Source organism: Mesorhizobium sp. P2_F7 (genome assembly GCF_056403695.1).
Map to the genome: position 1 here is coordinate 119,930 of NZ_JBFUFA010000013.1, position 25,104 is coordinate 145,033.

26 protein-coding genes are annotated in these 25,104 nt (G+C 63.2%); 10 read left to right on the forward strand and 16 right to left on the reverse strand.

Going from position 1 to position 25,104, the window contains the following annotated elements; all coding sequences use genetic code 11:
* The first annotated feature begins 436 nt into the window (after window positions 1-436).
* Window positions 437-1,549 carry a glycoside hydrolase family 25 protein gene (locus tag AC1DZ8_RS28465; protein WP_477302952.1) on the forward strand — a complete coding sequence of 371 codons (1,113 nt, stop codon included), beginning with the start codon at window positions 437-439 and terminating at the stop codon, window positions 1,547-1,549.
* A gap of 85 nt (window positions 1,550-1,634) precedes the next feature.
* On the opposite strand, the gene purD is transcribed toward AC1DZ8_RS28465, so the two are convergent.
* Together purD and AC1DZ8_RS28475 are read right to left on the reverse strand one after the other, a co-directional pair.
* Entirely contained in the window at window positions 1,635-2,918 is a 1,284-nt protein-coding gene (purD, locus tag AC1DZ8_RS28470) for a phosphoribosylamine--glycine ligase (protein WP_477302864.1), read from the reverse strand.
* Between the two features lie 131 nt (window positions 2,919-3,049).
* Window positions 3,050-3,844: a phytanoyl-CoA dioxygenase family protein gene (locus AC1DZ8_RS28475; protein WP_477302866.1), complete on the reverse strand. Its 795-nt coding sequence runs from the start codon at window positions 3,842-3,844 to the stop codon at window positions 3,050-3,052.
* 90 nt (window positions 3,845-3,934) lie between these two features.
* Here AC1DZ8_RS28475 and AC1DZ8_RS28480 point away from each other — a divergent pair, with 90 nt between their 5' ends.
* Window positions 3,935-4,846, forward strand: a complete 912-nt coding sequence (locus AC1DZ8_RS28480) for a LysR family transcriptional regulator (protein ID WP_477302868.1) — start codon at window positions 3,935-3,937, stop codon at window positions 4,844-4,846.
* 51 nt (window positions 4,847-4,897) lie between these two features.
* Window positions 4,898-5,881, forward strand: coding sequence for a 4-hydroxybenzoate octaprenyltransferase (gene ubiA / locus AC1DZ8_RS28485; RefSeq protein WP_477286958.1), 984 nt, complete (start codon window positions 4,898-4,900; stop codon window positions 5,879-5,881).
* A 325-nt stretch (window positions 5,882-6,206) separates the two neighbouring features.
* On the opposite strand, the gene AC1DZ8_RS28490 is transcribed toward ubiA, so the two are convergent.
* From AC1DZ8_RS28490 to AC1DZ8_RS28500, 3 genes are all read right to left on the reverse strand, one after another.
* Entirely contained in the window at window positions 6,207-6,773 is a 567-nt protein-coding gene (locus AC1DZ8_RS28490; RefSeq protein WP_477302870.1) for a DUF6101 family protein, read from the reverse strand.
* Window positions 6,774-6,959: 186 nt separating this feature from the next.
* The gene (locus AC1DZ8_RS28495; RefSeq protein ID WP_477302872.1) at window positions 6,960-8,390 is read right to left on the reverse strand and encodes an FAD-binding oxidoreductase; all 1,431 of its coding nucleotides are present in this window, start codon (window positions 8,388-8,390) and stop codon (window positions 6,960-6,962) included.
* Between the two features lie 18 nt (window positions 8,391-8,408).
* Window positions 8,409-9,374, reverse strand: a complete 966-nt coding sequence (locus tag AC1DZ8_RS28500) for an L-threonylcarbamoyladenylate synthase (protein WP_477302874.1) — start codon at window positions 9,372-9,374, stop codon at window positions 8,409-8,411.
* Window positions 9,375-9,533: 159 nt separating this feature from the next.
* On the opposite strand from AC1DZ8_RS28500, the gene AC1DZ8_RS28505 reads away from it, so the two are divergent.
* The gene (locus AC1DZ8_RS28505) at window positions 9,534-10,010 is read left to right on the forward strand and encodes a hypothetical protein (RefSeq protein ID WP_477302876.1); all 477 of its coding nucleotides are present in this window, start codon (window positions 9,534-9,536) and stop codon (window positions 10,008-10,010) included.
* Window positions 10,011-10,145: 135 nt separating this feature from the next.
* Window positions 10,146-10,538: a hypothetical protein gene (locus tag AC1DZ8_RS28510; RefSeq protein ID WP_477302878.1), complete on the forward strand. Its 393-nt coding sequence runs from the start codon at window positions 10,146-10,148 to the stop codon at window positions 10,536-10,538.
* Window positions 10,539-10,635: 97 nt separating this feature from the next.
* On the opposite strand, the gene AC1DZ8_RS28515 is transcribed toward AC1DZ8_RS28510, so the two are convergent.
* Together AC1DZ8_RS28515 and glyS are read right to left on the reverse strand one after the other, a co-directional pair.
* Complete coding sequence (locus tag AC1DZ8_RS28515; RefSeq protein ID WP_477302880.1) at window positions 10,636-10,977, reverse strand: hypothetical protein; 342 nt, start codon at window positions 10,975-10,977, stop codon at window positions 10,636-10,638.
* Window positions 10,978-11,086: 109 nt separating this feature from the next.
* Window positions 11,087-13,447 carry a glycine--tRNA ligase subunit beta gene (glyS, locus tag AC1DZ8_RS28520; protein ID WP_477302882.1) on the reverse strand — a complete coding sequence of 787 codons (2,361 nt, stop codon included), beginning with the start codon at window positions 13,445-13,447 and terminating at the stop codon, window positions 11,087-11,089.
* 425 nt (window positions 13,448-13,872) lie between these two features.
* Between glyS and AC1DZ8_RS28525 the strand changes: the two genes are divergently transcribed.
* Entirely contained in the window at window positions 13,873-14,043 is a 171-nt protein-coding gene (locus AC1DZ8_RS28525) for a hypothetical protein (RefSeq protein ID WP_477302884.1), read from the forward strand.
* Here the strand turns inward: AC1DZ8_RS28525 and AC1DZ8_RS28530 are convergent.
* Complete coding sequence (locus tag AC1DZ8_RS28530) at window positions 14,040-14,720, reverse strand: DUF4328 domain-containing protein (protein WP_477302886.1); 681 nt, start codon at window positions 14,718-14,720, stop codon at window positions 14,040-14,042. The genes AC1DZ8_RS28525 and AC1DZ8_RS28530 overlap by 4 nt on opposite strands.
* Before the next feature lie 82 nt (window positions 14,721-14,802).
* Complete coding sequence (locus AC1DZ8_RS28535; RefSeq protein WP_477302888.1) at window positions 14,803-15,747, reverse strand: glycine--tRNA ligase subunit alpha; 945 nt, start codon at window positions 15,745-15,747, stop codon at window positions 14,803-14,805.
* 304 nt (window positions 15,748-16,051) lie between these two features.
* Between AC1DZ8_RS28535 and AC1DZ8_RS28540 the strand changes: the two genes are divergently transcribed.
* Window positions 16,052-16,513: an N-acetyltransferase family protein gene (locus tag AC1DZ8_RS28540; protein WP_477302890.1), complete on the forward strand. Its 462-nt coding sequence runs from the start codon at window positions 16,052-16,054 to the stop codon at window positions 16,511-16,513.
* A 63-nt stretch (window positions 16,514-16,576) separates the two neighbouring features.
* On the opposite strand, the gene AC1DZ8_RS28545 is transcribed toward AC1DZ8_RS28540, so the two are convergent.
* The 7 genes from AC1DZ8_RS28545 to AC1DZ8_RS28575 form a co-directional block, all read right to left on the reverse strand.
* The gene (locus AC1DZ8_RS28545) at window positions 16,577-18,355 is read right to left on the reverse strand and encodes a tetratricopeptide repeat protein (protein WP_477302892.1); all 1,779 of its coding nucleotides are present in this window, start codon (window positions 18,353-18,355) and stop codon (window positions 16,577-16,579) included.
* A gap of 191 nt (window positions 18,356-18,546) precedes the next feature.
* Window positions 18,547-18,963, reverse strand: a complete 417-nt coding sequence (locus AC1DZ8_RS28550) for a DUF1284 domain-containing protein (protein WP_477302894.1) — start codon at window positions 18,961-18,963, stop codon at window positions 18,547-18,549.
* A 6-nt stretch (window positions 18,964-18,969) separates the two neighbouring features.
* Window positions 18,970-19,569 (reverse strand): biotin transporter BioY, encoded by a 600-nt coding sequence (locus tag AC1DZ8_RS28555; RefSeq protein WP_477302896.1) that lies wholly within the window; start codon window positions 19,567-19,569, stop codon window positions 18,970-18,972.
* A 154-nt stretch (window positions 19,570-19,723) separates the two neighbouring features.
* Window positions 19,724-20,392 (reverse strand): GntR family transcriptional regulator, encoded by a 669-nt coding sequence (locus AC1DZ8_RS28560; protein ID WP_477302898.1) that lies wholly within the window; start codon window positions 20,390-20,392, stop codon window positions 19,724-19,726.
* Window positions 20,393-20,466: 74 nt separating this feature from the next.
* Window positions 20,467-20,799 (reverse strand): hypothetical protein, encoded by a 333-nt coding sequence (locus AC1DZ8_RS28565; RefSeq protein WP_477302900.1) that lies wholly within the window; start codon window positions 20,797-20,799, stop codon window positions 20,467-20,469.
* Window positions 20,800-20,811: 12 nt separating this feature from the next.
* Window positions 20,812-21,366, reverse strand: a complete 555-nt coding sequence (locus AC1DZ8_RS28570; RefSeq protein ID WP_477302902.1) for a hypothetical protein — start codon at window positions 21,364-21,366, stop codon at window positions 20,812-20,814.
* Between the two features lie 455 nt (window positions 21,367-21,821).
* Entirely contained in the window at window positions 21,822-22,838 is a 1,017-nt protein-coding gene (locus tag AC1DZ8_RS28575) for a polyprenyl synthetase family protein (RefSeq protein ID WP_454573971.1), read from the reverse strand.
* Between the two features lie 199 nt (window positions 22,839-23,037).
* Between AC1DZ8_RS28575 and AC1DZ8_RS28580 the strand changes: the two genes are divergently transcribed.
* The 3 genes from AC1DZ8_RS28580 (at window position 23,038) to AC1DZ8_RS28590 (ending at window position 25,039) form a co-directional block, all read left to right on the forward strand.
* Window positions 23,038-23,262, forward strand: a complete 225-nt coding sequence (locus tag AC1DZ8_RS28580; RefSeq protein ID WP_112567065.1) for a putative signal transducing protein — start codon at window positions 23,038-23,040, stop codon at window positions 23,260-23,262.
* Window positions 23,262-24,056, forward strand: coding sequence for a tRNA1(Val) (adenine(37)-N6)-methyltransferase (locus AC1DZ8_RS28585; protein WP_477302904.1), 795 nt, complete (start codon window positions 23,262-23,264; stop codon window positions 24,054-24,056). Before AC1DZ8_RS28580 ends, AC1DZ8_RS28585 begins: the two co-directional genes overlap by 1 nt.
* Window positions 24,057-24,181: 125 nt before the next feature.
* The gene (locus AC1DZ8_RS28590) at window positions 24,182-25,039 is read left to right on the forward strand and encodes a S49 family peptidase (RefSeq protein ID WP_477286871.1); all 858 of its coding nucleotides are present in this window, start codon (window positions 24,182-24,184) and stop codon (window positions 25,037-25,039) included.
* Window positions 25,040-25,104: the final 65 nt, after the last annotated feature.

Here is a 25,104-nt window from a genome sequence, read left to right on the forward strand (position 1 = left end):
CCTCCGACCTTCTTTTTACGTAAACGTCAAACTTTGTCACGCGGATTTTGCACTGACCTTCGTGACCTTGGTTGAAGCTTCGCGACTTCGTCATTCTATGGCGAAATCGCGTGGTGAGCGGCGGAGCTGCCAATCTCCCCCTCGTAGGGGAGATGCCCGGCAGGGCAGAGGGGGGCGTGAAGGAACGCCAACCTTTTTCACTTCTCAACCAACCGGGACAAGCCTCTGGTCGCAACTGCGATCGGTTGAAAGGTCCGAGGGACAGCGCCCCCCTCTGTCCTGCCGGACATCTCCCCCACAAGGGGGGAGATCAGATGTCACCTTGAAAGCATTTCCTTAACCATAGCAGTTCACCATCGGTGTTTGGTCAGCGGGGACTCCCTGTTTGAAAACGCCGGCGCATCTTCTTCGCCGCTCAGCGATCGCTCTTGCGGCGATGATGGCGCTGATATCGGCGGCACAAGCTTCCGATTTCTCGGAGCCGTGGCGGGACGGCGACCGCGCGCTGGTAATCGATGCCTATGAATACAATTCCATCGATTGGGCGCAGCTCGCCACCGACAAGCGCATTGTCGGCTTCATCAACAAGGCCTCGGATGGGCTGCCGCCGCCCTATTTCTGCTATGGCGACGAAACCACGGTCAAACTCTGCAAGACGCTGTGGAAACGCTATGCGGTGACGCGCGAGCTGTTCCAGACGCGCAAGGTGGTGGCCAAGGCACTGGGCCTGAAATGGGGCGCCTATCATCTTGCCCGCCCCGGCAATCCGGTCGAGCAGGCGAACAATTTTATCGATTTCGCCGAACCGGCGCCGGACGATCTCATGGCCCTCGACCTCGAAGGCAACGATCCGACACAGTGGATGTCGCTCGAGGATGCCGAGAAATTCGTGCGCCAGGTGCACCGGCGGCTCGGCCGTTTCCCGATACTCTATACCAACGGCAAGACCGCCCAGTTCATCGCCGACAATCGCTATCAATATCGGCTCTTGTCGCGGCTGCCGCTCTGGTATGCGCGCTACAAGCCCGACATCGACGTGCATTTTCCGATGGGCAACTGGCAGGGCTATGCGCTGTGGCAGTTTTCGGCGCAGGCCAATTGCGGCCGCTTGCGCTGCCCCTACCGCGTCGCCGGCACGCCCAACGACATCGACGTCAACGTCGCGCCGATGGACGCGGTGGCACTGCGCCAGCAATGGCCCTTTGGCGGCCTGATCAATGTGCCGGCCGACTACCTCGCCTCGATCCCGGTGCCGGTTTCGCGCGCTGCAGGGCTGGCCGGCAAAGTCACCATCACCTATGCCGACGTGGCGACGCCGCCGACGGTCGAGGAGATGGTGACGGTGCTCGGCGCGCGCTGGCAGACATTCCGCGCCGCCTTCCGCATGCCGGTGGTCAAGACGGTGCCGCGCCGCGCCCGCTTCGGCATTGCCGAATACGTCGCCTGGAAGCGGACCGCGTATCGCTCGGAGGCCCTGCTCGAGGCCGCCTTCTCCCAGGCCGCCGACCCGGTCAGCACCGCTTCGACGGGACTCGTTCGCGAGCGCTGAACTCTTTGTTTTTGCGCAATTCCTCAGGGAAAGCGCGCTATGCGCTTTTCCCGGGAAAACCGCTTCACACTTTTCCTGGAATTGCTTAGCTCGCCTCGGCCTTTTCCCGCGCCACCGCTTGCCAGCCTATGTCGCGGCGGCAAAAGCCGTGCGGCCAGTCGATGCGGTCGAGCGCGGCGTAGGCACGGGCCTGCGCTTCGCCGACCGTCTTGCCTGTCGCCGTGATGTTGAGCACGCGGCCGCCATTGGCGACCAGCGCGCCGCCATTGATGGCGGTGCCGGCGTGGAAAATCTCGACACCATCGCCTGCGGCTTCGTCCAGCCCGCGGATGACCGAGCCTTTCTCCGGCGTGCCGGGATAACCCCGCGCCGCCATCACCACAGTAAGTGCAGCATCGTCACGCCAGCGGATAGAGCTATGCGCCAACTGGCCGTCGACGGCGGCGTTGAGCAGCACCAGGAGATCGTCCTTCAGCCGCATCATCAGCACCTGGCATTCGGGATCGCCGAAGCGGGTGTTGTATTCGATCAGCTTCGGCCCTTTGTCGGTGATCATCAGCCCGGCGAAGAGAATGCCGGCGAAGGGCGCGCCAAGCTCGGCCATTCCGCGCATGGTCGGCTCGACAATCTCGCGCATGGTGCGCTCGACCATTTCGGGGCTCATCACCGGCGCCGGCGAATAGGCGCCCATGCCGCCGGTGTTGGGGCCCATGTCGCCGTCGCCGACGCGCTTGTGGTCCTGCGCGGTGCCGAAGGGCAGAGCGGTCTTGCCGTCGCACAGGCAGAAGAAGCTCGCCTCTTCGCCGGTCATGAATTCCTCGACCACCACTTCGGCGCCGGCATCGCCAAAGGCGCCGTCGAAACAGGCGTCCAGCGCGGCTCGTGCTTCGTCCAGCGTCATGGCGATGGTGACGCCCTTGCCGGCGGCGAGCCCGTCGGCCTTGATGACGATCGGCGCGCCGACCTTTTCGACATAGGCCTTGGCCGCGGCCAGATCGGTGAAGCGGCCATAGGCTGCGGTCGGGATGTCGTATTTCGCGCAGAGGTCCTTGGTAAAACCTTTCGAGCCTTCGAGCCTTGCCGCCCGCTTCGACGGGCCGAAGACGCGGATGCCCTGATCGCGCAGATCATCCGCAATGCCGGCCACCAGCGGCCCTTCCGGCCCGACGACGACGAGGTCGATCGCGTTGTTCTTGCAGAAGGTGGCGACAGCGGCATGGTCGGCGATGTCGAGTTTGACCAGCTCGGCCTCTTTGGCGACGCCCGGATTGCCGGGAGCGGCATAGAGCTTGGTCAAGAGCGGCGAAGCCGCGAGCTTCCAGGCCAGGGCATGTTCGCGGCCGCCGGAGCCGATCAACAAAACGCGCATGCCGATGTCCCTTGTCATTTCACGACAGGGACTGCGCTATTGCGCCGGGCGGCGCGGGTCAAGAGCTTTGCCTTGCACGATGCCGGTTGCGCACGGGAACGTCGCGCGCACCGGCAAGCGAAGTGGACCGCTCAGCTCTGGTAGATGACCGGAAACCAGTCCTCGCGCAGTTTCTGGCCGGGCTTCATGTCATGGCCGGGATAGGGCGGCGAGGTGCGGCCGGGGCGCTCGACATAGCGCGCATCGTCGCCGACCCAGCGCAGCGACAGCGCCCGGCGCCGCGCCGACGTCAGATTGCCGCGCGCGCCGTGCGCGGTGCGGAAGTCGAACAATATGGCGTCGCCCGGTTCCATCTCCCATTCGAGCACCTTCAGCGACGGGTCGTTGTCGGGATCGGGCACCGGCCGATAGTCGCCCTCGCCGGCGTAGAAATTGTCATCGTTCAGCCAGCGTACCGGCAGAACCATCTTTTCCCATTTGTGCGAGCCGGCGATCAGCCGCAGCGTCGCTTCCTTGACCGGGTCGATCGGGATCCAGAAGCTGACGGTCTGGCTGCCGTCGACGAAGTAATAGGGGATGTCCTGGTGCCAGGGCGTCGGCTTCTGCGTGCCGGGCTCCTTGACCAGCACATGGTCGTGGAAGAACTGCGCGCTGCGCGACTGCATCGCTGCCGCCGCGAGTTCGGCGGCCGGGGAATTGCGCACCACATCGACGAATTCGGGGATGCGCTCCCAGTTGCAGTAATCGTCGAAGAAGCTGCCCTTGCCATTGGCGATATCGGACGCAGTCGCACTGCGGTTCTGCATGTTGCGTTCGATACCGGCGGCGATGGTATCGACCCAGTCCTTGAACACACCGCGGACACAGACCGCGCCGTCACGCTGGTAATCGGCAATTGCTACGGCATCGATATATCTGGCGGCCATCTCATGTCTCCCCTGTTTCGATGACGACTATCGCAGCCGCCGTACATCGCGTAAAATAATAACTTCTCATCTCTCTTATAGCTTTGGCCTATGAACCTGACCCTCACCCAGTTGCGCTATCTCGTCGCTGTCGCCCGTCACGGCAGCGTCACCGCAGCCGCCCGGATGCTGAACGTCTCGCAGCCCTCGATCTCGGTGGCGATCGACAATGTCGAAGCGACGCTCGGCCAGAAATTGTTCGTGCGCCAGCGCGGCAGCGGCATCGCGCTGACCTCGTTCGGTCGCGGCGCGGTGGCGAAGGCAAAGCAGGTGCTGGCAGAAGCGGATGAACTGGTTGGGCTGGGGACGCGCGACGCCGATGTCGGCGGCGAGCTGGTGCTCGGCTGTTTCGAGGATCTGGCGCCCTATTTCGCACCGGCGCTGATCCGCGCGTTTTCGCAGCGCTGCCCGGCTGTCACTGTGGTCGTGCGCGACGAGACCTTCGAGACGCTGGGCCGGCGGCTCGGTGATTCCGCCATCGATCTCGGCCTGACCTACGATCTCGGCCTGCCCTCGCACTTCGCCCGCATCCTGCTGCATGAGTTGCGGCCGCACGCGCTTTTGCCGCAAGGCCACGCGCTGGCCAGCCAGGCCAGCGTCAGCCTCGCCGAACTGGCGACCCATCCTCTCATCACCACCGACCAGCCGCACAGCTGGCAGCATATGCTGGATCTGTTCCTCAGCCGCGGCCTGTCGCCCGTCTCGCAATCGACGACGAGTTCGTTCGAACTGCAGCGCAGCATGGTCGCCAACGGCTTCGGCGTCGCGGTGAGCTACACCAGGCCCTATGGCGACAGGAGTTATGACGGCCTGCCGCTGGTCTGCAAGCCGCTGTCCGATCCGCTGCCGATGCAGCGCATCATCCTCACCCATGACACAAGGCAAAGGCTGTCGAAGGCGGCGCTGGCCTTCATCGAGGTGGCGAAGGAATGGTTTGCCAGCCACGATGTTTTCACCGCCTGAGCGACAATGCGGCCGCTTGACGGCGCTCGCTGCTGCTGCCACTCCAGCACGATGGAAACCATCCAGTCGAAAGCCGCACAGGGCCGCGTCGCCGACGCGCCGAGCGGGCATTGGGTCTACAAGATACTGCCGCGCTGGCTGTGGCCTTATGCGCAGCTTGCGCGCTGGGACCGGCCGATCGGCTGGCAATTGCTGCTGTGGCCCTGCTGGTGGTCGGCGGCACTAGCGGCCAGCGCCTATCCGCGCCCCACCGACCCGCTGCTGACGCTGCTGCCGTCGCCGTGGTTCCTGTTCCTGTTCTTTGTCGGCGCCGTCGCCATGCGCGGCGCCGGCTGCACCTACAACGACATTGTCGACCAGGACATCGACAACAAGGTCGAGCGCACGCGCTCGCGGCCGCTGCCGGCCGGCAAGGTGACCCGCCGCCAGGCCTGGGCGTTCCTGGTCATCCAGGCCTTGCTGGGCCTCGTCGTGCTGTTGCAGTTCAACGACTTCGCCATTCCGCTCGGCATCGTCTCTTTGGTGATCGTTGCCGTCTATCCCTTCATGAAGCGCTTCACCAACTGGCCGCAATTCGTGCTTGGGCTGGCCTTCTCCTGGGGCGCGCTGATGGGCTGGGCGGTGGAGTTTGGCGACCTCGATGGGCCGGCCATCATGCTCTATATCGGCTCGATCCTGTGGGTGATCGGCTACGACACGATCTATGCGCACCAGGACAAGGAAGACGACGCCATTGTCGGCGTGCGTTCGACGGCGCGGCTGTTCGGCGACAACACCAAGACCTGGCTGGTCGGGCTCTATGGCGGCACGCTGGTGTGCTTCGCCATCGCCTTTGCCGCGGCGCAAGCGCCGGTGGTGGCGTTGGCCGGGCTGATCGCCGCCGGCGCACATATGGCGCGGCAGATAGCGGTTCTGGATATCAACGATCCCGACCAGTGCCTGCGGCTGTTCAAATCGAACAACCAGGTCGGCTGGCTGATCTTCCTCGGCCTGATCGGCGGCTCGCTGTGGGTGGCGCTGAAGCCGCTGGTGTAGCGGCCTCTTCCTTCTCCCCTTCTGGGAGAAGGTGGATCGGCGCGATAGCGCCGAGACGGTTGAGGGGTGCGTGACGGAATGAGGCGTTGGCGTTCCCTGGAACACCCCTCATCCGACCGAGCTTCGCTCGGCCACCTTCTCCCACAAGGGGAGAAGGTAAAGCGTCGGCGCCCGGCCCTTCGCAGGCTCCCTGCCCTTCGGGCGTTCAGCCCCTTCAAAAGGTCCACTGGACCTTTTGATCCGCCCGAAGGCGGACCGGGCCCTCACCGTTCGAAGCTCGAAAAGCCAAGCAATTGGCTTTTCGTCCGCTATCGCGGACCGCTTCTCACTCCCGCGAAATGATCTCTTCGCCGTCGATGACCAGTCGCAGGCCGAGATCGCCGGCCCTGCGGCGGGCGAGGAAGCGTGGGCGGCGCGTGGTCGAGACCCGGCCCTTGCGGCGATCCTTGGCCGGCAGCGCCTTGATGGCGGCGCCAAGCGATTCTTCCAGCGTGCGGGCAACGCCGTCGGATTCGATCAGCAGCATCTGCAGGCGGTAGGCATCGGCCCAGGCGCGCCAGTCGGCGGCGACGTCGTCGAGGTCGTCGGCCACCAGCAACGGCACCGACAGCATCGGATCGTGGTGCAGGAGTTCCAGGGTTACCGTGACATTGCCTTCCGGATCCTCCATCGCGCGGGCGGCGACGCCGCGAAACGCGTTTGCGGGCAGCGCGATGATCGCCGGCACGCCGCTCATCTCGAGCGTGCGGCGGATGACGGCGCCACGTTGATCGATGGTGAAGGTCACGTCGCCATAGTCGTCGCGCGTGGCATAGCTCACCACTTGCGGCAGGCGGAATGGGTCAAGGCGCATGTTGCGCCCGGCCCAGACGGGCTTCAGTACACTGTTCATCTACTGCCTTCCTGTGTTTCTCCTGAGAGCCCGTTTTCACGGATCCCACCGGGCCAGTTTTCCCGGCCTCGTTGTGTGAAACAGTAGCGCGGGCTACTTACCGCCCGGCTTAAGAAAGTCAGTTAAATTTTGCTGATCTCAGTGGATGGTTATCGGAATAAGACCAACCCCAAGATGTTGAAAGGATCAGATAACCTTACCGGGATTCATGATCCCGGCCGGATCGAAGGCGGCCTTCACCCGGCGCATCAAATCGATCGCAATCGGCGGCGCGGTGGCGATCAGTTCGTCGCGCTTCAATTGGCCGATGCCGTGCTCGGCCGAGATCGAGCCGTGGAAGGCGCGCACGACATCATGCACGGCATGATTCATGGCGTGATAGAGGTCGAGAAACGCTTCATCGTCAGCCCCCTGCGGCCGCGAGATGTTGTAGTGGAGATTGCCGTCGCCCATGTGGCCGAAGCAGACGACGCGTGCCTCAGGGCTAACCGAGGCGACAGCGCCCGCAGCCTTGGCGATGAACGCCGGAATGGATGCCACCGGCACCGAAATGTCATGCTTGATCGAAGCGCCTTCGGGCTTTTGCGAATCCGGCAGGACCTCGCGGAAATTCCAGAAGGCGTCGCCCTGCGCCAGGCTTGCCGCGATCACCGCGTCACCGACGATGCCTTGCTCGAGGCCTTCCGACAGCACCTCCTCGATCAGCCCCCTGGCGTCCTCGGCAGAGCGACCGGAGGAGACCTGCATCAGCACGTACCAGGGCCAGTCCTCGGCCAGCGGCCGGGTGACGCCCTGTGCGTGGCGCAGCGTGAAATCATAAGGACGCTGGCCGATCAGCTCGAAAGCGGTGAGTGCCGCCCCTGCCCTATCCATCGCGAGGCTGAACAGCGACAGGGCTGCTTCCGGCGACGACAGGCCGGCAAAGGCGACTTCGCGCCCCTTGGGCTTGGGAAACAGTTTCAGCACCGCCGCGGTTATGATGCCGAGCGTGCCTTCGGCGCCGACGAACAGGTTCTTCAGATCGTAGCCGGTGTTGTCCTTCTTCAATTTGCGCAGATCGTCGAACACCTCGCCGGTGGGCAGCACCACTTCGACGCCGAGGCAAAGTTCGCGCGCATTGCCATAGGCAAGCACCCCGGTGCCGCCGGCATTGGACGAGAGATTGCCGCCGATCTGGCAGGACCCTTGCGCGGCAAGCGACAGCGGAAACAGACGATCGGCGGCATCGGCCGCTTCCTGCAGCGTCTGCAGGATGACGCCGGCCTCAACGGTTACCGTGTTGGAGAAGACGTCGATCTCGCGGATGCGGTTCAGCCTCGACAGCGACAGCACGATCTCGCGGCCGGACGCGTCGGGCACCTGGGCGCCGACCAGCCCGGTGTTGCCGCTCTGCGGCACGACCGGCGTTCCGGTCTCGCTCGCCAGCCGCATGATGCGGCTGACCTCGTCGACACTGCCCGGACGCAGCACCAGCCCGGTCCTGCCGTGCCACAGCCCGCGCCGCTCTGTGAGGTAGGGCGCAATATCGGCCTGGTCGCGCAGCGCATATTTGTCGCCGACGATTGCGGTGAAGCGGTCGATGAGGGCGGGATCGAGATCGAAAGGGGCGTCGTTCATGGGCAGAAACTATGGCGCTCAGTCGAGCTTGTCACGTGGGGCGGCGGCACGAAACAGCCGATCGTTGATCGCCTCGCCCAGCCCATCGACCGGGATCGGCTCGACGGCGATCGTTGCCGCACCGCTGCGGTCGAGCTCCTGCAAATAAGCAAACAGATTGCTGGCGGCTTCGCGCAGGTCGCCCGATGCGGACAGGTTGCGTATGGCGACAGCCGCTTGCCAGCCTTCGGCGCGGTCGCCGCCAAAGGCCAGCAAGGCCTCGCCTTCGCCCACGCTTTGCGCATTGAGCCGCACAGATGCGCCCGGCGCGTAGTGCGACGCCAGCATGCCTGGCGCCTCTATGCCAGCCGTCGCGCCGCGCAGCAACTTTGTGCCGACGGCCGCCTCGATGTCGGCGGCGGCAATGCCGCCCGGCCGCAGCAGCCGCACAGTGTTGCCTTCGACCTTGACGATGGTCGATTCCAGTCCGACCGGAGTGGCGCCGCCATCGACCACCAGCCGGATTTTGGCGCCGAGATCGGCGGCTACGGCTTGCGCCGTCGTGGCGCTGATCTTGCCCGAAGAGTTCGCGCTGGGCGCCGCCAGTGGTCGGCCGAGCCTGGCAATCAGCTCGCCGCCGAACCCCCTGGGCATGCGCAGCGCGATCGTATCCAGTCCGGCGGTGACCAGCGGATGAATGCCGTTGCGGGGGCGCTGCGGCAGCACCAGTGTCAGCGGTCCCGGCCAGAACGCCTCGGCCAATCGTTCCGACAACGGATCGAAGATCGAAATGCGCTCGGCCATCGCCAGATCGGCGACATGGGCGATCAGCGGATTGAAGCGCGGCCGGCCCTTGGCTTCGAAGATGCGGGCGACACCGACGCCATTGGTGGCATCGCCGGCCAATCCGTAGACGGTCTCGGTCGGAATGGCGACGACGTCGCCACCCTCAAGCAGCGCCAGCGCCCGCTCCATCGCTTCGCCGACGGGTAATATCTCAGCCACTCTGTTCACCTCACAGGCGCCGGACCTAGTACGGCGTTGATTTTCGGGCAAGCCGGCGTTGGTGAATTATCAATGCCTAAAATGTTATCTTTCCCTGCAAGCCGGCATCAATCCACTGGGGTTAAGGCTACCGGCTTGTTGGGCAAGGGGACGGTTGCGATGTCGATGCGTGTGCTTGGAGCGCTTGGTTTCACCCTGGCGGCGATGACCGGTGGGGCACAGGCCTCGTCGATCGTCTTTCTCGGCGTCTCGACCTCGACGCCATCGATCATCAAGGTTGGCGGAGCCGAACCGGTCAAGATCGCTTCGTCGCCATCGATCGTGGCGCTCGGCGATGCCCAGCCCGACGTGACGTATGAAAAGGTCGCGGCGATCCCTGAGAAGCCCAGGCATGGCAACCAGAACCCGATGATCATTCGCGGCGGCGTCGTCGGCGGCGCCTTCGCCGCGCCGGCGCCGGCCAAGCCAACCGCCACCGCTACCGCGGCACCCACAACCGATACGAAGCCTGGGGCAGAGACCGCTCCGGCCGGAACTGCGACGGCATCGAACGGCAAGCCCGAGTCGCAGCCGGTGGCGCCACAGCCGGCGGCAACCCCGCAGCCGCCGATCCCCGGCGTCGACAAAGTCAAGTAAGCCATTGCGCCAATCCATTGCGCTTGACGCCGATCGGCGCCCCGACGCACGATCGTCTTTGTCTGCGGCGGCCCCAATTTTGCCCATCGGGTTTGGCATGAGCGCGCCGGGTTTTATGTGAGCAAGGGGGTTATCATGAACAAGGCGAAATCATTGACCGTGGCCGGCCTGTTGCTGGCGTCTTTTCTGGGCATCGGCAGCGCGCAGGCCGGTGACGACATGCTGGGCTCCTATGTCGCGCGGATTTCCGATCGCGACCATCATGCCAGCGACGGCTATGAATTGAGCAGCGCCGCACAGATGGTGCGGCAGGACCGCGCCAACTGGCACAAGTTCCACCGCCGCGACGCCGACGACCAGGGCGACGACTGGTTCAGCAGCAACGACGATCGCGCCTATCTGGAGCGCCTGCTGAAGCGCGGCGGCGCGATGAGTTCCTCGACACGGAACGCCATCGTCAATGGCGAGCCGCTGATCCAGGTCGATGTCTATTCAGACAGCGTGCATGTCAGCATTTTGGAGGACTGACAAAGTCAGCCTCGGGAGGATTGACTTCGTCAACCTCGAAACAAAAGGGCGGCGTGTGAACGCCGCCCTTCTCGTTTGATGTCGGTCGCCTGAAAGCTCAGGCCGCTTCTTCCTTGTCGTCGCCGTCGTCGGACTCGTCCTCGTCGTCGGATTCCTCGGTCTCGTCAGCGCCGCCGGCTTCGGCCTTCACGCTGTCGTCGTCTTCATCTTCGTCGTCTTCCTCGTCCTCATCGTCGTCGGAAGAAGCGGTGGTTTCGTCACCTTCTTCCTCGCCCGATTCGTCGCTGTCATCGTCATCGCCTTCCTCGTCATCCGACAGGTCGGCGGCCTCGACCGCCGTGGCAGCGGCGTGGTCGAGAAGGTTTTCGGAAGCGGATTCAAGCGCCTCGGGAGTGCCCGAGGTTTCTTCTGTCACTTCGATGTCGTGAGCGGAATTCATGGAAGCCTCCGTGGGGTTGGGAACATGTCCTTTTTGCCACAGAGAGATCATCGCCATATGACTGTAAGCCGGCTCGAACGGCCGGCCGGGCAGATATTTTTCTGCGCCTTTAGCCAGCTATTCTGGAGAAGTCCGCGACCTGATCGGTGGCTGCGCGAATGCGGGCCAGCAGCGCCAGGCGGTTGGCGCGCACGGCCTGGTCTTCATCATTCACGAGAACGCGTTCAAAGAATGAATCAACCGGTTCGCGCAACACGCTAAGCGCCAGCATGGCGGCGGAAAAGTCTTCGTTTTGAATCGCTTCGCCGGCTTGCTTCTCAGCCTGATTCACCGCCGCAAACAGCGATTTCTCGGCGTCTTCACGAAACAGCGCCGGCTCAACAGTCTCGGCGACGAGCGTTTTCTTCTTCTCCTCGGCCGCCAGAATGTTGGCCGCGCGCTTGGTGCCGGCGAGCAGGTTCTTGCCATCCTCTGTGTCGAGGAAGGAGCCGAGCGCTTCGACACGGCGCACGATCTGCAAGAGGTCGTCCGACTGCGGCGTGATGACCGCGTCGATGAGATCGTGGCGGGCGCCCTGATCGCGGAGATAGACTTTCAGACGATCGTGGAAGAAGGCGAGGAGATTGTTGATCTCTTGCTGCTGTCTCGCTTGGGAACGCTCGAATGTGTTGTCAGAGATCGCAGAGTCCCGTTCGATGACGAGATCGGTTAGCGAATCTCCCCCAAGCTGCTGCTCGAGTTCGGCGGCAATCTCGAATTGCCGGTCGACCTTGGGATCGCGAATGTGATTTGCAACGTCTTCGGACGCAATCTCGGCCACTGCTTTCAGGGGCAATCTGATCCGATTTTCGACCAACACCCTTACCACGCCGAGTGCGGCTCTTCTCAGCGCATAGGGATCCTTCGACCCGGTCGGCTTTTCATCAATCGCCCAGAACCCGACCAGCGTGTCGAGCTTGTCGGCCAGCGCTACGGCAATCGACACCGGATCGGTCGGCACGCGATCGGACGGACCTTGCGGCTTGTAGTGTTCCTCGATGGCTGCGGCCACGGACGGATGCTCGCCTTGCAGCAGCGCATATTTGCGCCCCATGGCGCCTTGCAGTTCCGGAAACTCTCCCACGGCTTCTGTCGTGAGATCGGCCTTGGCCAGCACGGAGGCACGTCCGGCGCGCTTGCGCAGGTATACCTGCTCAGCGTTCAACTCGTCGGCCGACAGAAGCTTGCCGTCGAAGAATTTCGGCTGCTTCGACAAGGTGTCGGCGATCTCTTCTGCCAGCCGCTTGATCCGCTCCACCCGCTCGCCTTGCGTGCCTAGCTTGGCGTGAAAGGTCACATTGAGATGGTCGAGGCGGGCCATGCGCTGGTCGAGCGGCTTCTTCAGATCGAGCCCGAACTTTTTCGCCGATGCCTCGAGCTGCCCGAGATCGGGCAGATCGCCCTGGTCAGTCTTCCAGAAATAGAGCGCATCCGACAGGCGGGCACGCACCACCTTGCCGTTGCCGTGCGCAATCTCCCTGCCGTCGTCCTTGGCCTCGATGTTGGCGGTGAGGATGAAGCGGTTGGAGAGGTTTTCGCCGTCGCCCTGCGGCCGGGTGACGAAGCATTTCTGGTTGGCTCGGATGGTCAGCCGGACCACTTCAGGCGGAATGGCGAGAAAGGCCTGCTCGAATTCGCCCATCAGCACCACCGGCCATTCGACAAGGCCCGACACTTCTTCCAGCAGCCCTTCGTCCTCGACCAGATCGAGCCCATTGGCGAAGGCGAGATTGCGGGCGTCTGCCAGGATGATCTCCTTGCGGCGATCGCCATCGAGCACGACCTTGGCCGCTTCCAGCTTGGTCACGTAATCGTCGAAGCGACGCACGGTGATTTCACCGGGCGCCATGAAACGATGGCCGTAGGTGACATTGCCGGAACGGATGCCGTCGATCTCGAAATCGACCACGACCGGCTCCTCGGTCTCCGGGCCGAAGGTGCACAGGATCGTCTGCAGCGGCCGCACCCAGCGCAGCGAGCCGGGCTTCGCCGAAGCCGGCCCCCAGCGCATCGATGTCGGCCAGGGGAAGCTGCGGATGATGGCCGGCACCAGTTCGGCGATGATCGCTTCCGCCGCCCTGCCCGGCTTGGAGATATGGGCGACGTAGAAATCGCCCTTTTTCGGGTCGGAATGGACGTGCGCCTCGGTAACCGAGGCAAGGCCTGCCTTGCGCAGAAAGCCCTGCACCGCCTGCTCCGGCGCCGTCGTCGACGGCCCTTTGATCTCCTCGTGGATGTCCTTCGAGCGCGCGGTCAGGCCCCTGATGTCGAGCGTGAGGCGCCGCGGCGTCCAGTATTCGCGCGCGGCGTCATAGGTCAGACCCGCCTCGACCAGACCGTCGGTCAGCATCTTCCTGAGATCGCCCGCCGCCTTGCGCTGCATGCGAGCCGGTATTTCCTCGGAGCGAAGTTCTAGAAGTAGGTCAGGCATGGTTGGGCTCGCGCGACAATGGTCGGCGGGGCATAGCAACTCGGCTCGCCGCTGTCACCCTCTACCCCGCAAGCCAATCGCATATGGCAGTGCCAGCCCCCTCTCCGTCCGCTGCGCGGCCACCTCTCCCCCATTTCATGGGGGCGAGGAAACGCTAATCGCAGAGGTCGCGGCCTTCATAGGGTTGGGTTCCTCGCCCCCGCGGGAGCGGGGCAGAGGTGGCTCGGCGAAGCCGAGACGGAGAGGGGGAGCGCCCTATGCGATTGCTCTGCCCAATCGACGTAACCACCATCAATTTCCAGAAATTCTCACCGCCCTGTCGGGGCGAGCCGACCCCGCCCGTCCTTGGATCAAAGATTTCCATGAACCAAACGCAGCGCTGAAGCGACCAACGCTCAGGCAGGGAACCTATTGGCTGAACGACCATGAAAACGGCATCGAGACTTCTCCAGATCATCGCGCTCAGCGCCTGTTTCGCCGCGCAGGCCCATGGCGCCTTCTCGATGCCGGGCGTGCGGCAGGCCATGCGGACCATGGCCGGATCGAGCAGCCAGAGCGCGCCTGATGTAACCTACACCGTATCACCTTCCGCCTAGGCGAGATCCGGCTGCTCCGGGACTTCCTCCCGGGCTGCCGCGGGTGGGGCCATCTGCCGCCGCGAGATATCCTTGACGACCTCCAGAAAGGCCAGGCTCAAGAACACGCTGATGACATCGGAGGCCATCAGCGCCAGACTGGCATCCTGCAGTTCCGGAATTTCCTCCGCTTTCCTGGTCAGCTGAAATGCCAGACGGCCGAATATGTTGGATGCCAGCCAGACGAACCACCAGATCACCAGGATGCCAGGCACCGACTCTGTCTTCCAGCTTTTCGACCCGCCGCTCGCCTGCCATATCTCAGCCATCGCCTGATACGGTTTCCACAGATTGGCGACCGGGATGAAGTACCAGCCGATCGCCCAGTTCGGCGTGAACTCCATATCGGTGGCGCCAAGCGCCCTGGCGTTCTTGTTGGCCAATCTTATCCACGCGAGGATGCTCACCCCGGCTACCAGCCAGAGAACGACCTGGATGGTACCGACAATCCTCTGCCTGTTGTCGCTCGAATCGGCGGCCGCCGAGACGTCGTAGCTGGCGCTTCCGCTTCCGATGTCGACCAGAAGCTGGAACTCGAAATAGCCCGACACGACAGCGATGACATCGATGGCTATGAGGACCCACAAGAGGCGGATCACCCAAGTGGTGCCTGCCGAGAAATTCTTGAAGATGCTCACGCCAGCCACTCCTCATCCGCGCCCTGCACACGCTAGACGCGCAACGGTCGACGCTCAAGCGGTCAGCACCCGATCGGTGACGTCAGGCCGCCAGTCCGCCGGCGTGGGTCATCAGGAACGCCTCGCCGCAGGCCTTCGCCAGGTTGCGCACGCGCAGGATGTAGCTCTGCCGCTCGGTCACCGAAATCACGCCGCGCGCGTCGAGCAGGTTGAAGACGTGGCTGGCCTTGATGCACTGGTCATAGGCCGGGAAGACCATGCGGTGCATCGGCAGGTTGTCATTCGAGGCCGGAGCGCCGGCCGCAAGCAGCGCCTTGCACTCGGCTTCGGCATCCTCGAAGTGCCTGAGCAGCATGGCGGTGTTGGCATATTCGAAATTATGCCTGGAATATTCCTGCTCGGCCTGCAGGAAGACCTCGCCATAGGTGACTTTTTCAGGCCCTTCGCGGCCGTTGAAGTTGAGGTCGTAGACATTGTCGACGCCCTGTACATACATGGCCAGCCGCTCCAGCCCGTAGGTCAGTTCTCCCGCCACCGGTGCGCATTCGATGCCGCAGACCTGCTGGAAATAGGTGAATTGCGACACTTCCATGCCGTCGCACCAGCACTCCCAGCCAAGTCCCCAGGCGCCCAGCGTCGGGCTTGCCCAGTCGTCCTCGACGAAGCGGATATCGTGCAGCAGCGGATCGACGCCGATCGCCTTGAGCGAGCCGAGATAGAGCTCCTGCAGGTTCGGCGGATTGGGCTTCAGGATCACCTGGTACTGGTAATAGTGCTGCAGCCGGTTGGGGTTTTCGCCATACCGGCCGTCCTTCGGCCGGCGCGAGGGCTGCACATAGGCGGCGTTCCAGCCCCGGGGACCGAGCGCGCGCAGCGTGGTTGCCGGATGGAAGGTGCCGGCGCCGACCTCCATGTCGTAGGGCTGCAGGATGACGCAGCCATAGGCGGCCCAGTAATTGTGCAGGGTCAGGATCAGCCCCTGGAACGAGCGGCTGGGATGCATATGGGCTGGACTGTCTGACGTCACGGCGGCCTCGGAAAGCGCGAAAAAGAAGACATTCCCTTAAAGCATCAACCCGAAAAGTGGAAACCGGTTTTCTCGGACAAAACGGGAAACGTTTTGTCCAGAGATCATGCTCTAACAAGCAACTGGATCGGGTCGACGATTCAACCGAACGTCGGCCCGATCCAGTTGCCGGGCCGGCAAGCGTCAAGGCAGCGCCTATCGCCGCCGGATCTGAGAGGTTGAACGCTTTGCTTCCGGCTGGCCCATTGCCGGACGGCGCTTGCGGCCGTCTGCTCGCCCGAGTTCCAACGACAAAGGTTCAGCCATGCAAGGCCAGTCCATCGTGCGCCCCATCACCCGCCAGGATTACGAGCAATGGCTGCCGCTGTGGGACGGCTACAACGCCTTTTACGGCCGCTCGGGCGAGACCGCTCTGCCCGGCGATATCACCGCAATGACCTGGTCGCGCTTTTTCGACGCCTATGAGCCGATGCATGCGCTGGTCGCCGAGAGCGAGGGCAAGCTTCTCGGTCTCGTCCACTATCTCTACCACCGCACCACCACGGCGATTTCGCCGAACTGCTATCTGCAGGACCTTTTCACCACCGAGGCGTCGCGCGGCAAAGGCGTTGGCCGGACGCTGATCGAGGGCGTGTACGAGCGGGCGAAAGCCGCAGGCTCGGGCCGCGTCTACTGGCTGACACACGAGACCAACCACACCGCGATGAAACTTTACGACAAGGTCGGTGATCTCTCGGGGTTTGTCGTCTATCGGAAGCTGTTTTGATGCAGTTCTGAAACGAAAACGGGGCTCCAATGAGCCCCGCTTAAACGAGTATCAGCTGCCCAATCAGCCTTTCGGCGCAGGCGCCGGGGCGACCGGCTTGACCTTCGGGGTTTCCTGCGCGGTGTTGGATTCGATCGGCGGCAGGCCCTTCATCAGCTTCTGCTGCAACGTGGCAAGCACATCGGGATCGGGCTTCAGGTCGCGCGCCTGGTTCCACTGGAAGGTGGCTTCCAGCTTGCGGCCCACGCGCCAGTAGGCATCGCCGAGATGGTCGTTGAGCACCGGATCTTCCGGCTTGAGCGACACGGCGCGCTCCATTTCACGCACTGCGTCGTCGAACCGGCCCATGCGGAAATAGGCCCAACCCAGCGAATCGACGATGTAGCCATCGCTCGGCCTGATATCGACGGCCTTCTGGATCATAGCCAGGCCTTCCTTGAGGTTCATGTTCATGTCGACCCAGGAATAGCCGAGATAGTTCAGCACCTGCGGCTGGTCGGGGAACAGTTCCAGCGCCTTGCGGAAATTCGGCTCGGCCTTCGGCCATTCCTTCAGCCGCTCATAGGCGATGCCGCGCTGGTAAAAGATGTTCCAGTTGGCATTGGTCGGTGTCTTCAGCACCTCAACCGCCTTGTCGTAGAGGGTGGCGGCGGAGCGGAAATCCTCCTTCGAGGCATAGACCCCGCCCAGCGCCAGATAGGCGCGCATGTCATCCGGGTGGGCGTCGACGAAGGCCTTCAGATGGGCGATCGCCTCGTCGTGACGGTTGAGATCAGCAAGGTTGAGGCCGAGCTGCAGGTCGGAAAGCTCCTTCAGCGGCGAGTTGGCCGGGATGCGGCGGTAGAGCGCAATGGCGCCTTCGCCGTCCTTCAGCTGCTCAGCAACGGCGGCAAGCTGTACCAAAGCGGCATCGCTGTCGGGCTTCAGCGCCAGCGCATACTGCAGATAGAGGCGCACGAACGGCTCGCCGCCGCCGCGATTGAGCGCGATGGCGAGGTCGAGCAGGATTTCGGAGGCGCCTTCCGACGGGCTTGCGACGAAGGGCTCGATCTTGTCGCCCTTGCTGATCCTGTCGCGCAGCGCCTGGATGTCGAGCTTGCCCGGCGCGAAGGCGTCGGCCTTGTCGAGCACGTAGAGCGCCTTGTTCTTGTCGCCCTTACGGGCCAGGAACGACGCATAGGCTTGGGCGTTGCGCATCCATGTCTCGGGCGCGGCACCGCCGGCCGTAGTGTCGGTCAGGGTCGCGTCATAGAGCGCATCGGCCTTGTCCGACATGCCTGAGGCATCGGCGATCAGCGCGCGGTGGAAGGACTTGAACAGGCCGAACCAGTCCGGCCCCTGCAGCTTGTCGATCGAGGCCATCGCTCCGGTGGCATCGCCCGCGCCCTCTTGCGCCCAGCCGGACATGACGCCGGAAATCAGCCGATCGAGATCGGATTCGAGCGACAGTTTGAGCCAGTACTGCGCCTTGGTGAAATCCTTCTTGTGGAAAGAATCGACCGCCAGCGCCAGCCGCGAGAAGCGCTCGACATCGGGCACTTCCTTGAGCTTGTCGGCATAGACCAGCGATTCCTCAAAGCGCCCTTGCGCGATCAGCGACAGCATCAGGCTTTGCTGCAGCGAGGTGTCGCCGGGATTGAAGGCCAGCGCCTGCTTGTAATAGGCGATGGCATTGTCGAGGTCGTTGTCGCCTTCGGCGATGCGGGCGGCGAGATAAGCGCCCGAGAAGGATGTGATCTTGACCGGGTCGGTCGATTCCTTGGCGTAGGCGGGCAGCGGAGAAATCGCCATCCCTGCCACAATTGCCAGCCCTGCGAGCCAGCGCACACGTCCTTGCCGCATCGTATCCCTTTCAGCCAGACGCGACCCGCACACAGGCGGGACCGCCATAGACTCGATGTTTCCGGACAAAGCATGGCCTTTTTGGGGTCAGGCTTCAATCCGGGCCGAATTCACAATCGGGTCACCCGATTAACAAACCATGGCAACGCACACACTGTCGGTCCGGGATAATAGCAGATCGGGGTGGGGAGCTACAGCCTGACGTCGCGATATCCACCTGCCGCGACAGTGGTGCACAGGCCGGCCCACTCGCAACCCTGGCAGGCCTCCCGCGTCACACCGGCTGCAAAGGCGGCGCGCAGGCCGGCAAGCGTTGCCGCGTCGAGGCTGAAGCGGGCGCCGGCCTGGACCGGCCGGGCCAGCAGTTTGCCGACATCGCGTGCCGCCAGTTCGTCCCGGCCGGCGGCGCTTTCGCGCAAGCAGTGCGGCTCGGCCTCGCCGAGCAGCGGCTGGCAGATATCGTCTGGGCCGGCGACGATCAGGATATCCTCGCCCCGGCCAAGACGTTTTGCGATTGCATCATAATTGGCGATGAAGGCTGCGCTGTACCCTTTGCCGACATAGGTCAGCAGGCAAAGCAGATGATGGGAGCGCAGTCTGACGGTCATCGGTCTTTATGATGCCTTCCCAGCCGGTTCAGTCTTATTGCCGGAGAAGAGCTTGAGTGTCGCGGCGCCGAGCGCCGACTTCAGCAAGCCGCCGACGAGGAAGGGCAGGAAGCCGAAGGTGATGGCCTGTTCGAGGCCGATCATGGCGGCGAGCCAGATCGTGCCGAGAACCAGGCAGGCGAGATTACCGAGGACCATGGCAGCGAAGGCAAGCACCACCTGGCTGCCGTTCCAGCCGCGCTCGGCCAGCCAGCCGACAAGCGCGCCGACAAGCGGAAAGGCGAAGAGATAGCCACCGGTCGGCCCGACGAAATGCGCCACGCCGGCAGCGCCACCGGCCAGAACCGGGAAGCCGACAGCACCCTCGACGAGCCATGCAGCGATGGTGATGGCGCCAAGCCGCCAGCCATAAAGCGCGCCGATCAGCGTCACCGCGAAGGTCTGCATGGTTACCGGCACCGGCACCATCGGCACTTCGATGTAGGAGGACAGCGCCAGAAACAGCGTGCCGAGGACGACGGCTCCGACCTGCCAGCCAAGCGGGCGGGTCTGCAGGCGCAACGGGCTGAAGGAGGGCTTGGAGGGCGAAAAGGCGATGTCGGTCATGGCGGCTTCCCTGCTGGTTTGAAATTATAGATAATTTCGTTGTTCGATCTATTATCGAATCCATATTTGCGCGGAGATGGCAACCCCTCACCCTGAAAAAGGCTAGGAGCCATCCGAAACAGCGATGTTCTTGATGTTAGATTCCGCGCTTGCCTTACCCGACGATGGCGAAGGCTTCGCGCATCTTGCCGGAGGCGGTCCTGACCGGTTTCTGGCCGATCCATTGCACGTGCCGGCCAAGGGTCGCGGCGGCCGACTCGGTGTTGCCTTGCCTGAGCGCAGTGAGAATCGCGCGGTGATCCTGGTCGGTGCGGATTTCCCATTCCGAGCGCCAGGCGGCGAACAGGAAGCGTGCGCTTGCCGCATGCAGATCGTCGATGGTGGCGATGAGCCGCGGCATGCCGCAGGGTGCCAGGATCAGCCGATGGAAAGTGCGGTTGGCTTCCTCCCAGGAGCGGACATCGCGGGATTTGTCACCGGCCTTTGTAGCTTCTTCGGCAAGGTTGAGAATGGCCGCCGTCAGATGCGGCGCAGCGTGGCGTAGCGCCAGAACTTCGAGCGCCGCCCGCATTTCGGCGACTTCCCTGACTTCGCCGAGATCGAAGGCGGCGACCCGCACGCCTCGCCTGGGCTCGCCGATCGCCAGCCCCTGCGCTTCGAGACGCCGGAAGGCCTCGCGCACCGGGACATGGCTGGTCTGGAATTCCTCGGCGATGTGGTCCTGCCGCAGCCGGGCCCCCGGCTCGATCGCGCCCGATATGATGCGATCGGCGAGCACCTTGCTGATGCGCACGGCGATGGTGTCGTCTGCGGTCTTTGCCATGTTTTATAGATAATTTGCCAAGCAGCCGATTGTCGAGACGCCTAAGTGCGATTTGCCGTCAAACAGCCAGGCGCCTAGATCAGCAGCGCAAAACCCGCAGCCTTGTTGACGCTTTCCTTGACGATCGCCAGAGCGCCTTTCACGATCTTTTCGATTGCGGCCTCCATCATCACCGTCAACATGGCTATGGTTGCGACGACATGGAACCGGGCGGTTTTCAGGTGCTGCTTGGCACGTGTCTGACTAAGCTCGCCATTCGCAACCGCTTCAATGATCAAAGCTATGCGCTGAGCCAGCCCCCGCAACTCCACGGTCGCGGCGGTCGCCATGGATTTCCAACTGCTGCCGGCTATTTGCGCGGCCTGCGTGACGATTTTGGAGCCGATATCCCCGACGTCGAGAGCCATGATGCTTCCTCCTCAGTAATTCTTTGCGCGCAAGGCTGTCAAAGCAACGCGCACCGACGCGTCAATCTCCTGGCTGTCGAGCAAAGCCACCGTTGGTGTAAGGCGTCCCGCCTCCCGATGGTCACCCTCGAGATCGTCCTGCGCCATGCGCACGCCGCGAATGACGACCGCTATGCAGTTACCGGAAACATCAAGAGCCGACGGGTCGGCGCCACCAACCTGACCTTCCGCCTTGGCTATCGCAGCTTCGCCGGTATCAAGACCAATCGATGCAATTAGCTGAAGGGCTTTTGATGTAGGGCATGTCCGGCTGCTGAGAACATCGGCTCTCAGTTGCAGATTGGAGAGGCTGGCGGCCGCGGCCGCATAGTATTTCCTGGCGCCGTCGGAGTCATAGGCCCCCTTGGGTGTTCCGGCGTTCATCTGCATGGTTTTGATGAACTCGGCCGCGGACTTCTGGAAGGCGTTCAGTTCGTCGTCGATAGCCTTGTCGTACGGCTCGCCGATTGTAAATGAGGTGCAGCCGGCCAAGAGCAGGCAAAACACGACAACAAGAATTCTGTTCATATGACAATGCCCCCCAGCAAGGTCCTATATAGCGAGCCAAGTCCCCACCTGGCCGCCATTCCCCATCCCAATGCAAGATTCTAACAAAGCCTGCCTTCGCCAGACAGACAACAGCAAAAGCCCTCGACCAATGTCGAGACAAATCAGAATTTTGCAAACTTCGAAGGGATTATTCTCTCTTACGGAGCCACTAAAACCCATCGCTATCTTAGATAGAAATACTGTCTTGCTTTGGAGTCAATGCTGAAAATAAAATTTCTCTTGACCAAGACCATCCTGGACAGTCCACCACTTGAGTTTGACGCGACGTCAACCAACAAGCGGTAAATTTTTGGACTGTATAATCCAGCGAAAAGGACTGCACCGTGAAGTATTTCACAGACGCTGGAATATCTCTGCCGGCCAGTACTGAGCTGGATCCGATCCAGCTCAGTCATGCCAGTCGCATAGCGGCCTCAGTTCACCCGGCTGATGCAGAAATCGATGACGTCGATCAGCGCCGATTTCTGCGGCGTCGCTTCCAGCGGCGCCAGCGCGTCGCGGGCGATCTCGCCGAAATGGCGGGCTCGGCCGATCGTGTCGGCAATGGCGCCATGGCGGGTCATCAGGCCGATCGCCTTTTCCAGCCCGGCATCGTCAGTGACATTGTCCTCGATGGCGCGCTTCCAGAAGGTGCGCTCGGCCTTGGTGCCGCGCCGGTAGGCGAGGATGACCGGCAGCGTCACCTTGCCCTCGCGGAAATCGTCACCGACATTCTTGCCCAGCTCCTGGCTGGAGCCGCCGTAATCCAGCGCATCGTCGATGAGCTGGAAGGCAAGGCCGAGATTCATGCCGTAGGAGCGCAATGCCGCGCGATCGTTGCGCGTCGCCAATGCGATCACCGGACCGACCTCGGCGGCGGCGGAGAAGAGTGCCGCGGTCTTGGCCTTGATGACGGCGAAATGCTCGTCCTCGGTGGTGTCGAGGTTCTTGGCGGCGGCAAGCTGCATCACCTCGCCCTCGGCGATGATGGAGGCGGCACTGGACAGGATGTCGAGCGCTTCCAGCGAGCCGACATCGACCATCATGCGAAAAGCCTGGCCGAGCAGGAAGTCGCCGACCAGGACGCTGGCCTGGTTGCCCCAGATCATGCGCGCGGTCTTCTTGCCGCGGCGCATGCCGCTCTCGTCGACGACGTCGTCATGGAGCAGCGTGGCGGTGTGCATGAATTCAACCGAGGTGGCGAGCTTGACGTGGCCCTCGCCGGAATAGCCGAACATCTGGGCGGCGGCGAGCGTCAGCATTGGACGCAGCCTCTTGCCGCCCGACGAGATCAGATGGTTGGCGACCTCCGGGATCATCTCGACGTCGGAGCCGGCCTTGGACAGGATCAATTCGTTGACGCGGCCCATGTCGGCGGATGTCAGATCGATGAGATCCTTGATGGAAGCAGGCTCCCGCTTCCCGTTTTCGATGTTGAGAACGACACCCACCAACAAACACTCCCGTCTTGATCACGCGTGCGACGGCACCCTGGTCCCGCTACAGACTCTAGGGCGGCACATACGGGCACGGCAAGAGGCGAATTGGCGCGGCTGCGGTGACGGCGTGTCAACCCTTGGAGCCGCTCCACACTTTTCGGCATCATGCTCCAGCGTTTACATCAACGCAGCAACCTGCGAACTTCGTCCGATGATAGAACTCGTCCGCACCAACGATGCCGTGATCATCTCCTTTGTCGAATCGCTGATGCGCGATGCCGGGATTGCCTGCTTCGTCGCCGATCAGAACATGAGCATTCTCGAAGGCTCGATCGGTCTTTTGCAAAAGCGCGTCATGGTCGACGCTGACCAGGCCGATCAGGCGCGGCGCATCCTGAAAGACGCCGGCATCGAGAACGAAATCCGCCAGAAATAATGGCTGAAGCGAGCGCCATTGCCGGTGACACGCCGGCCCACACGGTCGATGCCTTCCATCGTGGCCGCTTCTGGCTGGTGCAGCCAAGGACCGGGCATCGCGCCGGCATGGACGCCATGATGCTGGCGGCGGCGGTGCCGTCCGCCTTTGCCGGACGGCTCGCCGATTTCGGCGCCGGCGCGGGTGCGGCGGGCCTTGCGGTGCTGTCTCGCTGCCCAGCGGCTGAGGTCGTGCTTGTCGAACGCTCGACCGAGATGGCGGGGTTCGCCGCAACCACGCTCGCCCATCCCGGCAATGCGCATCTTGGCAACCGCGCCTCGGTGCTGACAGGCGACGTCACGCTGTCGGGCCGGGCGCGTGGCGAAGCCGGACTTGCCGACAATTCCTTCGATTTCGTCATCATGAACCCGCCCTTCAACGCTTCAGAGGACCGCGCCACACCCGATCCGCTGCGCAGGCAAGCACATGTCATGGAAGACGGGCTGTTCGAAAGCTGGATCCGAAGTGCGGCCGCGGTCGCCAAGCCGCGCGGCGGCCTGGCCGTCATCGCGCGGCCGGAACAGCTCGGCGAGCTCCTCGATGCCTTGTCGGGCCGCTTCGGCGACGCCGAGATGCTGGCCGTCCATCCACGCCCGCAAGCAGCCGCCATCCGCATTGTCGTGCGGGCGACACTCGGCGCGCGTGGAAAACTGTCGATCCGCCCGCCGCTGATGCTGCATGCCGAGACGGGCGATGGCCCGTCGGAACGGACCGAGATGATCAACAACGGACTGGCATCGCTGTTCGGCGACTGATTTTGGGCCTGTCTGCGCCGTTGCCGCAAAAGCGCTGCACAGTTGGCTGAGATGGATTGCGGCATTGCCGTTGACCGGCAAATCCCTACATGCGTTGAAAGCCATCGACCGGAGACAGCCACCTCGTGAAACGTCTTTTCAACCGCCTGCTGCCGAAATCCTGGCGATCCAGCGTCGTCACCATTCCCGTCATCAGGCTGCACGGCACGATCATGGCCGGCGGCGGCCAGTTCCGGCCGAGCCTGTCGCTCGCCTCCACGGCCGCCCTCATCGAAAAGGCGTTCCTGTTCGACGCGCCGGCGGTCGCCATCTCGATCAATTCGCCCGGCGGCTCGCCGGTGCAGTCGCGGCTGATCTTCAAGCGCATCCGCGACCTCGCGGTGGAGAAGAACAAGAAGGTCCTGGTCTTCGTCGAGGATGTAGCGGCCTCGGGCGGCTACATGATCGCGGTGGCCGGCGATGAGATCTTTGCCGATCCGTCCTCCATCGTCGGCTCGATCGGCGTCGTCTCGGCCTCGTTCGGTTTTCCCGAGCTGATGAAGAAGATCGGCGTCGAACGCCGCGTCCACACTGCCGGCCAGAACAAGGCGGTGCTCGACCCGTTCAAGCCGGAGAAGAAGGAAGATGTCGAGCGCCTGAAGGCGCTGCAGCTGGAAGTGCACGAGACCTTCATCGACCTGGTCAAGGAGCGCCGCGGCTCGAAGCTGAAGGACGATCCGGACCTGTTCACCGGCCTGTTCTGGACCGGCAAGAAGGGGCTGGAGCTTGGCCTCGTCGATGCGTTGAGCGACATGCGCACGGTGCTGAAGACCCGGTTCGGCGCGAAAACCCAGCTCCGGCTGGTCACCGCACCGCGTGGCCTGTTTGGCCGCATCGGCCTGTTCGGGTCCAGTTTTTCGGCACCCGATATCGCGGCGGCTGCCGCCAGCGGCGTGATCGATGCGGCGGAAGAGCGCGCATTGTGGGCTCGCTTCGGGCTTTGAAAAAGCAGGGAAAGCGTCTAGCATAACAGGCTGACCGACCCGATCGGCCGCCTTTGCCGCCTTGC